A 12,563-nucleotide genomic window follows, 5' to 3' on the forward strand; every position below is an offset into this window, starting at 1 on the left:
TCTTTTCTTTTTAGCAATTAAAATGATACTTGTAATCCCATTAAATAGGTTTTAGGCTGTGGATAGGCACCTCTGTCAATACCATATTCGAATAAATCACCATTTCCTACTTCAGGGTCTAAACCAGTGTAATCTGTAATGGTAATCAAGTTTTGACCACTAACATAAATTCTGAATTTTGAGAATAATTCTTGACCAAAAGCGTCATTTGGTAGCGTGTACCCAATGGTTAAGTTTTTAAGTCTTGAGAAAGAACCATCTTCAACAAAACGATCAGATAGTTGAAGGTTTTGTGGTGCACCACCAGCTTTAGGAACTGTATTAGATGGGTTAGTTGGCGTCCATCTATCCAATACAGCGACACCTGCATTAAATAATCTAGGCATACCTTCTAAATCATAAATATTGGTATTATAAATATCTCTACCATAGATACCTGTCCAGAACATGTTAACATCCCAGTTTTTATAATCTGCACTTAAGTTTAAACCATAAGTTAAGTCTGGAAGAGGATTACCTATGATAGCTCTATCCTCTGAGGTAATATCACCATCATTGTTTAAATCTTTAAATCTAATATCACCAGGTTGTACTGTAGTTTGACCAGGATTCGCTGTAAATACAGCATCTACTTCAGCTTGGTTTTGATAAATACCATCGGTAACTAATCCGAAAAAGTGAAATAATGATTCTCCTTCAGTAATTCTTGTAATATTTTGGTTTTCAAAATTACCGCCATTTAATTCATCAACACCACCTAAAGAAATTGCTTCGTTTGAGCTTGTAGATAAGTTTAAGTTAGCAGACCATTTGAAATCACCTTCAAAATCATTGTATCCTAAGCTTAATTCAAAACCAGTAGTTTCTACTGCACCTACATTTCTCACTTGACTACCTTCGTTAATACCTAAGGATGTAGAAGTAGGGACTCTAATTAATAAATCATCACTTTGGTTTTCATAGTATTCAAGCGCAGCTGTAAATTTATCGTTGTTGAAACCTAAATCAATACCAACGTTCAATTGTCTTGTTTCCTCCCATTTTAAATCTGGGTTTGCCAAGCCAAATGCAGTTGTACCCACGGCATTTGATCCTGCTATAGGATAAAGGAAATTATTTACCAATGTTGCACTATATAAGTAATTAGCGATTCTATCATTTCCAGAATACCCTAAACTACCTCTTAATTTCAAGGTACTTACATTAGTGTCTACCAAGAAGTTTTCTTTTGCAATGTTCCAACCTAAAGCATAGGAAGAGAACCATCCCCAGCGATTGTTAGAACCAAATTTAGAAGAAGCATCACGTCTTAAGGATACCGCAGCAATATATTTATCATCATAGTTGTAGTTTAATCTTCCTAAGAAACCTAATCTGTTGTATTCGAAAGAAGTACTTTGTAAACTAGAATCTTCATTAGATAACTCATCTATATTATCCGATACAGTGTTTCTACTGCTCGCATTCAAGCTAGTACCTTTGCTATCAAATTTCTCAGCTAATAACAATGCTTCAAAATTATGAACATCCGCTATCGTTTTGTTATATGTTAAACTGTTCGTATAAATTATAGTTTGACCTGCAGAAGTATTCTTGGTAATTGTTGCAAAAGCCTGTTGGTGTGTAGCACCTAAGCTATCATCATTGTAAGATGGTACAAATCTATCACTAGTGCCCTTGTAATAATCTAAACCTACTTGCGATTTAAATTTTAAACCATCTAAGATATCATATTCAGCAAAAATGTTTCCTACTAATGCGAAAGTATTATTAACGGCATTACCATGCTTTAAAATTCTAACAGGGTTTTCAGCATCTTGTCCGTCAGCAGCACTGTTAGGTCCTTGAAACCCACCTAGGTTATTAGAATTGTATACAGATAAATACGGTGCTGCTTTAATAGCGTGCTCTAATAGTGAACGGTCACCAACACCACCTGTTGGGTCAGGGTTTTGTTTGTTAAAATTAACAGAGAAGTTTTGTCCCAACTTTAATTTACCAAAAGTAAAATCGCTATTAGCTCTAAAAGAATATCTCTGAAATCCGGTTTCAATAATGATACCTTCTCTTTCAAAATATCCACCAGATATTCTAAAATTGCTAGTTTCACTTCCACCAGAAGCAGCTAAATCGTAACTTCTAATAAGTCCGGTAGTATAGATTTCATCTTGCCAGTTTGTGTTAAGACCAGAAGAAGATGATGGAGTATTTGGTACAATACCAAAAGCTTCATTGGCATATTGTAAATATTGCTCGGTATTCAATACATCATATCGCTGTGTATTTTGTTGAAAACCAGTATGCGCATTAAACGATAATTGAGTTTTACCGCTTTTACCTTTTTTAGTAGTAACTATGATTACCCCGTTAGAACCTTGTGCACCGTATACAGCTGTAGTAGATGCATCTTTTAAAACGTTTATGGTTTCAATATCATTTTGGTTGATACCAGAAAGGTTACCGACAATAACACCGTCAACAACAAATAAAGGTGAGTTATTACCAAAAGTACCAAGACCTCTAATAGTAATAGAAGGCTCTGTTCCAGGTGCGCCTGTATTTACTACAGATACACCAGCAGCTCTACCTTGTAATGCTTCTGTCGCATTAGCAACGGGTACGGCATTAAGATCTTCAGATTTTACACTGGAAATTGCTCCGGTTACTGCAGCTCTACTTTGAGCGCCATAACCTACAACAACAACTTCATCAAGTGCTTGGGCATCTATTTGCATAGAAACCGTGATAGAAGATTGTCCGTTGACAGAAATTTGCTGGGTAACGTAACCAATGTAACTAATGTTTATAGATCCATTAGACGGCACGTTCGCTAACGTAAAATTTCCATCGAAATCTGTTTGGGTACCATTTGTGGTCCCTGAAACCACAACGGAAGCCCCTGGAAGAGGTGCCCCGGTCTCGTCGGAAACAACACCTGTTACGGTAGTTGTTTGTGAGTAGGCAAATTGCCCCAACATTGCAATAATTGCAATGAATGTAATTTTGAGTTTAGTCATAATTAATTAAGTTTTAAGTTGTTATTTGATAGAATGTCCTAATGTTATCTTTAAGAATATAATAAGTTATGCTTATTATGTGTGTAAAATACATTTATTATTTTCTATCTCAACAAATATAAAAGGAGGCTTATATTGGCAGTAAAACATATGAAGCGAACACTAGTAAAAATGATGCAATTCGGGTTTAAGTATTGGTAATACGGCAATTATTATCCTTTATTATTGTCAAAATCTTATTTTTTGCTATAGGTAAATGGGTAATTCTTAATGTGAAATTTATTTTTATATGTTTTTGAATTTTTGATCATAAGTATATCTGTCCGTCAAGAATCTCTAAGTTGATAGGATTTATAAATTAAATATATCTTTGAATTTAGATTTTAGACTTATGAAAATTAATAGCTTGTTTCTTGTTTTTACTTACATACTAATTTTAGGGTCTTGTAAAAACCAGAATAAGACTGAAGATATAAATGGGGAATTCGGGAATCATGATTTTACTAACGATTTAATTAATGAAACTAGTCCGTATTTATTACAACATGCTCACAATCCTGTAGCATGGAAACCATGGTCAGATGATGCCTTCAAAAAAGCTGCTGATGAAAATAAACTAGTGGTGTTAAGTGTAGGATATTCAACTTGCCACTGGTGCCATGTTATGGAAGAGGAATCTTTTGAAGATGTAGAGGTTGCAAAATTGATGAACGATAAGTTTATTAGTATAAAAGTAGATAGAGAGGAGAGGCCAGATTTAGATATGGTGTATCAAACTGCCTTGCAATTGGTAAACGGAACAGGTGGTTGGCCAATGAACGCGATTATTATGCCAAATGGTAGCCCGGTATATTTAGGTACTTATCACGAAAAAGAAGATTGGAAGAATGTTCTTGTGAAATTTAGCACGGAATATGAAAAGAATCCTGAAAAAATGCTGGAGTACGCAACTATGCTAGCAGATGGTGTGCAAGAAGTTTATGAACAACCTGCCAATCAAATGGTAAATGCCATTACCACTGAAAAAATTGACAATGGTATTTCTGAATGGGCTACAATGTGGGATTCTGAATGGGGAGGTAATCTAGGTGAGCAAAAGTTTATATTACCAACAAATTTGATCATGTTATTGGAATATGCAGATTTACAGCAAGATAATAATGCTAAAAATCATGTTTTAAATACGCTGGAAAAAATTACGCAAGGCGGGATTTATGATCACGTTGATGGTGGTTTTTTTAGGTATAGTACAGATCATACATGGAAAGTACCCCATTTTGAAAAGATGTTATATGACAATGCCCAAATGTTGAGTTTATTGTCTAAGGCATATAAACTTACCGGTAACGAAGATTATAAAATTAGAATTCAAGAGACATTTAAGTTTTTACAAACTGAAATGAGAAATAGTGATGGTGGATATTTTAGTGCTATGGATGCCGACACTGGTGGTGAAGAAGGTGCTTATTACGTGTGGACTAAAGAAGAATTGCAATCATTACTAAAAGAAGACTATGAATTGTTTTCCACTTACTATAACATTCAAGATAATCAAGAATGGGAGAATGGGAATTTTGTTTTGAACAATACCATTTCAGCAGACAATTTTTTAAAGAAATATTCTGTAAATGAAGCAGAGTTAAAAGAAAAGCTTCAGCAATGGAAATCAATTTTATACACAGCTCGACAAAAAAGGGAAAAGCCAACAAAAGATTATAAAGTTCTGACTTCTTGGAATGCTCTATTAATTGATGGCTTATTAGAAGCATACAAAGCTTTTGGAACTGAGGAATATTTAAGTGAGGCAATCTCTATATTTAATTATTTAAAGGAGAACAACTATAAGAATAACGAACTAGTGCATTCATATACTAAGGATAGTAAACAAAAGGAAGTGTTTTTGGAGGATTATGCTTTTTTAGCCAAAAGTACATTTGGTTTATTTGAAGTAACACTAGATAAGGCATATCTAAAGTTTACTAAGGAATTAATGGATGTAGCTGTTGAAAAGTATAAAAGTGATTCTGAATTGTTTTATTATAATGTTTCTAACCATTTGGTGCCAAGTATCATTAATACTTCAGATGGTGTTGTGCCTTCTGCAAATGCCATAATGGCCCAGAACTTTTTACAAATTGGACACTTAGAGTATAATACAGCATATCTTAATAAAGCTGAAATAATGAGTTCTTTAGTTACTGAAGATTTTGAAAAGCATGCAGTCAGTTATGGTGCATGGGGAACACTTTTGCAACAACAAGCATTTCCATTTTACGAAATAGTTGTGGTAGGTGACAATGCGAAAAATATTGTTGCAGAAATGAACAAGTTTTATTTGGTGAATTCTATTTTAGTTGGTTCTACCGTTGAAAGTGAGATATCACTTTTTAAAGATCGCTTTGTTGAAGATGAAACTTTCATTTATATATGTCAGAATAATACGTGTAAATTACCCGTAAAAACAGTAGAAGATGGGTTTAGGCAAATGCAATCCTTTGGTTATAAGGGGGTTGTTTTAGAAAACTTCTAGTTGATCTTTAACTAATGATAAGGACTGAACGTATATAATTTTGTACGGATTCAAACAATGAGTTAATCTTTGCTTTTACCAATATTTAATACAAGATTTGTAATACAATTTTAAATAAAAAAGAATGCCAGGTTTCGAGATGTTTGGGGAGAGTGAGAAAAAGCAAGTGCAAGATGTTTTAGATTCTGGTGTGTTAATGCGTTATGGTTTCGATGGAATGCGTAATAATCATTGGAAAGCTTTAGAACTTGAAAAAGCGCTTTCAAAAAGAATGGAATCGAAATACACTCAATTGGTAAGTAGTGGTACCGCAGCATTGACAGTTGCATTAGCAAGTGCTGGGATAGGAGCAGGGGATGAAGTAATTATGCCAACGTTTACCTTTGTAGCTAGTTTTGAATCTATTTTAGCCATAGGGGCAGTGCCAATTTTGGTAGATGTTGATGACACCTTAACACTAGATCCAGTAGCTGTAGAAAATGCGATTACCAGTAAAACAAAAGTTGTCATGCCGGTACATATGTGCGGTTCTATGGCAGATTTGAAAGCGTTGAAAGAGATTTGCACAAAACATAATTTATTGTTGTTAGAAGATGCTTGCCAGGCAATAGGAGGTAGCTATGATGGTAAGCCTTTAGGAAGCTATGGTGATTTGGGCTGTTTCTCTTTTGATTATGTCAAAACCATAACTTGTGGCGAAGGCGGAGCAATCATTACCAATAGTGAAAAATATAAGACGAATGCAGATCATTATTCCGATCATGGTCATGATCATGTTGGTAATAATAGAGGAGCGGAAACACATCCTTTCTTAGGGTATAATTTTAGAATTTCTGAGCTTAATGCTGCTGTTGGGTGTGCACAAATAGAACGTTTAGATGACTTTTTAGCTATTCAGAAAAGGAATTATAGTAAGATGAGAACTTCGTTAGAGCCACTTTCTAATGTTTCTTTTAGAAGGGTACCAACTGGCGGAGTAGAAAATTATTCTTTCCTTTCCTTTTTCTTACCGTCAACAGAATTGGCAAAAGAAGCACATACCGCATTAGGAGAAGCGGGTATTGATGCTTGTTTTTATTGGTTTGATAACAATTGGCATTATTACAAAAAGTGGGAACATTTAACCCATAAGAAATCCCTTGGGAAACTTCCACAAGAAGTTATAGATCAATTACCTGATTATTCAAAATCTGATTTCTCAAAGTCTGATGCATGGATAGGAAGAACTATCTCTTGTCTTATAAAATTAAGTTGGACAGAAGAGGAGGTAGCTAACCGTGCCGCTAAAACGAAAAATGTCTTAGAAAAATTTATTTAGAGCATTAATAAGAAACATATTCAACAATTTCTAGTCCGTAACCAACGATACCTACCCGTTTAGCTTGGGTGCTATTGGTCATGAGCTTCATTTTGTGAATACCTAAATCATGTAATATTTGGGCGCCAATGCCAAAATCACGATTATCCATTTCAATTTTAGGTGCCTTGTGAATGCCTTGTTTTTGTAATTCTTTCAGTTCTTTTAATCTAGATAGTAGATTAAGTGATTCTGAATCTTGATTGATGAAAACAATAGCTCCTTTTCCTTCTTCGTTGATTTTATTGAACATATCCTCTAACTTCTCGTCTGGGTTATGTGTCAATGTTCCTAAAATATCATTGTTTATAAGGGTGGAGTTAATACGGGTCAATATTTTATCGGATGCTGACCAGTTACCCTTTGTTAAGGCAATATGAATATGATTGTTTGTAGTTTGCTTATAAGCTCTTAATCTAAATTCGCCAAAACGAGTGGTAATTTCAAAATCGGTTTCTTTATCAATTAAACTGTCATGTTCCATTCTATAGGCAACAAGGTCTTCAATGGAAACAATTTTTAAATCGAACTTTCTGGCAACCTCCATCAATTGTGGCAAACGAGCCATAGTACCGTCCTCATTCATTATTTCTACAATAATACCCGCAGGTTGTAACCCTGCTAGTCGTGCAAAATCAATGGCGGCTTCTGTATGCCCTGTTCTTCTTAAAACGCCACCTTCCTTCGCTACCAATGGAAAAATATGTCCTGGTCTTGCTAAATCGTGCGGTTTAGTATCGTTTTCTGTTAATGCAATTACGGTTTTGGACCTATCACCAGCGGAAATACCAGTGGTAACACCTTTTCCCCTTAAATCTACAGATACGGTAAAAGCGGTTTCTAATGGGTCAGTGTTGGTACTGACCATCATATGTAATCCTAAATCTTTACAACGCCCTTCAGTTAAAGGAGCACAAATAAGCCCTCTACCATGGGTAGCCATAAAATTAACTGTTTCTGGAGTTGCTAATTCTGCCGCAGCAAGAAAATCACCTTCATTTTCACGATTTTCATCATCTACTACAATTATTACTTTACCTTGGCGAATATCTTCAATCGCTTCCTCTATGCTATTCAATTGTATTTTACTAAGATCTGTCATGGTTAAGAATCAGCTTTATCTTTTTTCTTAAATATTTTTTTGAAGAAATCGGCAATAAAACCGAAATCCATCATTCCTTTATCTTCTGTAGCCCTTTTTGTTAAATAAACACCTAACGGTAGCATTATTAGTGTAGCTAACCAAGCGCCCAACATTGGGTGAATATTGCCTTCTTTTGCATAATTACTGGCAAAAACTCCTATAAAATAATAGATTAGAAATAATACGATGGCGATAACCATTGGCAGTCCTAAACCTCCTTTTCTTATAATAGCGCCCAACGGAGCTCCAACAAAAAACAAGATGATACAAGAGAAAGCCAAAGCATATTTATTGTGAAGCGAAAGAATATGCATATTGTATATTTTATATCGCTTTTGTAATTCTTCTTTTTTTCCGGTTACAGAACCTAGAATACTACTGGTAGAATTTTTGGCACTACTTAAAACCTGTATTTGCTGCCAGTCAGGAAATATAATAAGAAAGTTCTCTTTTATGGAATCTTGAAAGGCAATATTGGCTTTAGACTTAATCGCCTTAGTTTCTATAATTGAGTCTTTTTTTCTGACCATATCGGTCTTTGTAGAATCATTGTTTTCTACCACTAAGGGCGTAAACATACCGGTTCTACTTTCAATATTCTTTGAAAATGCACGTACTATTCTGTAATTATCGCCTCGTAAAGAATCAATATCTTTTGAAAGGCGCGAAATATTCTTCATTTTATCAGTACTGATGTCGCGCTCTTCTTCTAATTCATCATTATTGATTTCAGGTATCTCAATATTCATGGTATACGTGTCGAAATCTGCTTGGGCAAAAGGGAATTTCATTTTGCTGTCATTACTTTTAGAAGTAACATCCTCATAATAATGCCCATCTTTTAATACCAATTGAATGATGTCAGATTCTTCACTACTGATCAATTCTCCCGTTTTAGACTTGATAACAGTGGTATTTAGGTTGTTTTTTGATTTGATATGAATGATAACATTCTTAAGAAAACGGTCGTTATCCCCATATTTCTCATCAACCTTAATATTCATTCCTTCAAAATCACTAAAAACCCCTTCAGATACTACAGCTGCAGGTTTAACCTTTGCGATGTTTCTACGGAGATTATATATCTTTCGTTGAGATAATGGAATTACATTATTGGCAAAAAAGAAGGTAACCCCACCTAAAATCGTTACAAAAACAATTAAGCTTAGCATGGAGCGCTGCAAAGAAATACCTGACGCCTTCATAGCGGCGAATTCATAATTTTCTGCAATGGAACCAAACGTAAGTATGGAAGACAAAAGCACCGTAAGTGGAAGTACTTTTTCAGTAAGGTCTGGCATTAAATAAAACAGAAACTTACCTATAATTACTATATCTAGACCTTTACCCGCAAGGTCATCAATAAAAAGCCAAATCGTTTGAAATATGAATATGAACATCAATATTACAAACGAGCTGATAAAATTAAAGACGAACCTGGATAGGATATATCGGTCTAGTATTCTCAATAGTTCTAATTTCTTAGAATGAAATAACCTTCATCCTTATATTTAGCTTCATCAAAAGTAAATAAGGTTTTGGACAAATCTTGATCTGTTTTAAAAGAATTAACAGTGATTGTTGTCTTAGTACCGTTCTTACCAGTTTCAATAAGTTTATAGATATGTTTAGTACCCATATCAATACCTAATAATCTAGATTTTATTTCAGTATCAGAATCTATAGGTGTCAATTTTACATACTGTACTTTTCTACCTTGTACATTTTGTAAAATATCCCAAGCATAATTGTGTCCTTCTTTGTAGAAAGTCAACATTTTAGAAGGTGTCATTGCATTTTCATCATCAGACTTATCTTCAATAGTTACTTCTTCATTTTCAGGTACAATAGTATATACTTTGTTACCATCGAAAATTTGTTGAGATCCTAAATAGTTGAACATATATTTATTGCCTGCAAGAGTAACGTCTCCTCTTGTTTCTTGGTTAATACCAGCTTCTGCATTCTTTAAATCGAATTTAAAGTCAACAAAGATGTTATCATAACCCTGTACTTTGTTATAAACTTCATCAAGTAAAGCTTTTGCTTTGTCAGAACCTTGCGCATTTGCAAAAGTTGCTGTGAACATAATCGTTAATACAATAATAATTTTCTTCATCTCTTTTTTAATATTATTCATTATCCAATATTTGTTGAAGGGCAACCATATCAGATACATATACCTGTCTAGCTTTACTACCTTCAAATGGACCAACAATTCCTGCCGCTTCTAATTGATCAATAATTCTACCGGCTCTATTATAACCTAGTTTCAACTTACGTTGAATTAATGAGGCTGAACCTTGTTGTGCAATTACGATAACTTCTGCAGCTTCACGGAACTTTGCATCCCTATCCGACACATTATTATCAAGACTCGTGCCAGAATCTTCACCAACATATTCCGGTAGTTCATGAGCATCTGGATAAGCTCTCTGAGCGCCTATAAATTCAACAATTTTCGCAACTTCTGGTGTGTCTACAAAGGCACATTGTATACGGGTAACATCATTACCCTGAGTAAACAACATATCGCCTCTACCAATTAATTGGTCAGCACCTGCTGTATCTAAAATTGTTCTTGAATCTATTTTAGAAGTAACCCTAAAAGCTAATCTCGCAGGGAAGTTGGCTTTGATAATACCTGTAATAACGTTTACAGATGGTCTCTGGGTTGCAATGATTAAATGTATACCAATTGCTCTTGCCAATTGCGCAAGCCTTGCGACGGGCGTTTCTACCTCTTTGCCAGCGGTCATAATTAAATCTGCAAACTCATCTATAACTAGTACTATATAGGGCAAAAACTTGTGCCCGTCATTTGGGTTCAGTTTTCTTGCCTTGAATTTAGTATTGTATTCTTTTAAGTTTCGGACCATCGCTAATTTCAATAGTTCGTATCTGTTATCCATCTCAATACACAGTGAATTTAGTGTATGAATTACTTTAGTGTTATCAGTAATAATCGCTTCTTCCGAATCTGGAAGTTTTGCCAGGAAATGACGTTCTATTTTATTGTACAGCGTAAGTTCAACTTTTTTAGGATCTACCAAAATAAACTTCACTTCAGCAGGATGCTTTTTGTATAACAGGGAAGTTAATACTGCATTTAAACCAACAGATTTACCTTGTCCTGTAGCACCAGCCATTAACAAGTGAGGCATCTTAGCTAAGTCTACCACAAATGTTTCATTACTAATGGTTTTACCAAATGCAATTGGTAATTCCATTTCTGCTTTCTGAAATTTGCTTGAAGCAATTACAGAACGCATAGAAACGATAGATGAATTTTTATTTGGTACTTCTATACCAATAGTTCCTTTTCCAGGAATAGGGGCGATGATACGAATACCAAGCGCAGCCAATGACAATGCTATATCGTCTTCAAGATTCTTAATCTTAGATATTCTAACGCCAGCTTCAGGTACTATCTCGTATAATGTTACAGTAGGACCGATAGTTGCTTTTATTTGAGCAATACCTATTTTGTAATTTTTTAGAGTATCTACAATTTTATTCTTGTTTTCCTCTAACTCTTCTTGATTAATGGTAATACCACCTGTAGCACCATGTTGGTCTAAAAGATCAAGAGTAGGGAATTTGTAATTACCCAATTCTAGAGTAGGGTCAAACTCCCCAAAATCATCTACAAGTTTATTGGCAAGAATATCAATTTCTTCTGGTTCTTCAATAACTTGTTCCACTTCCATATCCAAAGTTTCTTCGGGCTCTGGAGTGGTAATTTCAAAATCTTTGATTTTTTCCTCTTTTTCTAAATGAGGAATTTCTTCTTTATGAGTGTAGGTATCAATAATCACTGGAGCTTCCTCTTCTAGGGAAGTGGTAATTAATTCTTCCTCTTCTTTTTTCTTATTTGCTTTTCGTTCTTGGTTGGCTTTAAATTCTGTCGAAATAGCTTCTTTTCTTGATTTAAAGAAAGATGAAATTCCCTCTGGGGTAACTTCAAAAAGTCGTACCAAGATAAATATAAGTCCGAATACCAATAGTAAAAGCACACCAATTTTACCGGCATAATCTTGTAAGAAGTCATTCATTTCAAAACCAACTAAGCCGCCTAGTAGAGGACTGCTAGTAGCAAAAAAGCCTAACGCAATAGAAATCCAAACAACAAATAGTAAGCCCCAAATCCATTTTTTAAACAATGCTTTCATTGGTAGACCTAGAAATAGGTATATACCTGTAATACAAACAAGAAATGGAAATATTAGAGATGCCAATCCAAAACCTTTGTACATGAAAAAGTGGCTAATACTTGCACCAAATTTATTCAGTAGGTTTTTTGCTAATTCATTGCGGTCTTTAAATTCAGATAGTAAGCTTTGATCATCTTGCCAGTTAAAGTAAAAGGATATAAAAGAAAAGAAAAGCGCAATACTAAATAGCATTAACAAACTACCCAAAATGATTTTATTCTGTTTGGATAATTTAAATGATGTTCCTTTTTTAGTAGGTTTTGGCTTTGATTTAGTTGCCTTTTTTGCCATTAAAACTTAA

General features: G+C 34.5%; 7 protein-coding genes. 2 read left to right on the plus strand and 5 right to left on the minus strand.

Annotated elements, in window-relative coordinates:
* Positions 1-17: 17 nt before the first annotated feature.
* The gene (locus tag P178_RS0113330; protein WP_036146825.1) at positions 18-3,017 is read right to left on the minus strand and encodes a SusC/RagA family TonB-linked outer membrane protein; all 3,000 of its coding nucleotides are present in this window, start codon (positions 3,015-3,017) and stop codon (positions 18-20) included.
* A gap of 391 nt (positions 3,018-3,408) precedes the next feature.
* Here P178_RS0113330 and P178_RS0113335 point away from each other — a divergent pair, with 391 nt between their 5' ends.
* Positions 3,409-5,547, plus strand: coding sequence for a thioredoxin domain-containing protein (locus P178_RS0113335; protein ID WP_027066675.1), 2,139 nt, complete (start codon positions 3,409-3,411; stop codon positions 5,545-5,547).
* Positions 5,548-5,671: 124 nt separating this feature from the next.
* Positions 5,672-6,865, plus strand: coding sequence for a DegT/DnrJ/EryC1/StrS family aminotransferase (locus P178_RS0113340; RefSeq protein WP_027066676.1), 1,194 nt, complete (start codon positions 5,672-5,674; stop codon positions 6,863-6,865).
* Between the two features lie 4 nt (positions 6,866-6,869).
* Here the strand turns inward: P178_RS0113340 and ribB are convergent, their stop codons facing one another.
* The 4 genes from ribB to P178_RS0113360 form a co-directional block, all read right to left on the minus strand.
* A complete protein-coding gene (ribB, locus tag P178_RS0113345; protein WP_027066677.1) occupies positions 6,870-8,006 on the minus strand; it encodes a 3,4-dihydroxy-2-butanone-4-phosphate synthase in 1,137 nt (378 codons plus the stop codon).
* 2 nt (positions 8,007-8,008) lie between these two features.
* The gene (locus tag P178_RS0113350) at positions 8,009-9,448 is read right to left on the minus strand and encodes an LptF/LptG family permease (protein WP_027066678.1); all 1,440 of its coding nucleotides are present in this window, start codon (positions 9,446-9,448) and stop codon (positions 8,009-8,011) included.
* A 74-nt stretch (positions 9,449-9,522) separates the two neighbouring features.
* On the minus strand, positions 9,523-10,167 hold the full coding sequence (locus tag P178_RS0113355) for a LolA family protein (protein WP_027066679.1): 645 nt from the start codon (positions 10,165-10,167) through the stop codon (positions 9,523-9,525).
* A gap of 13 nt (positions 10,168-10,180) precedes the next feature.
* Entirely contained in the window at positions 10,181-12,553 is a 2,373-nt protein-coding gene (locus P178_RS0113360) for an FtsK/SpoIIIE family DNA translocase (RefSeq protein WP_027066680.1), read from the minus strand.
* Positions 12,554-12,563: the final 10 nt, after the last annotated feature.

The organism is Maribacter sp. Hel_I_7, assembly GCF_000688315.1.
GTDB classification, from domain to species: Bacteria; Bacteroidota; Bacteroidia; order Flavobacteriales; family Flavobacteriaceae; genus Maribacter; species Maribacter stanieri.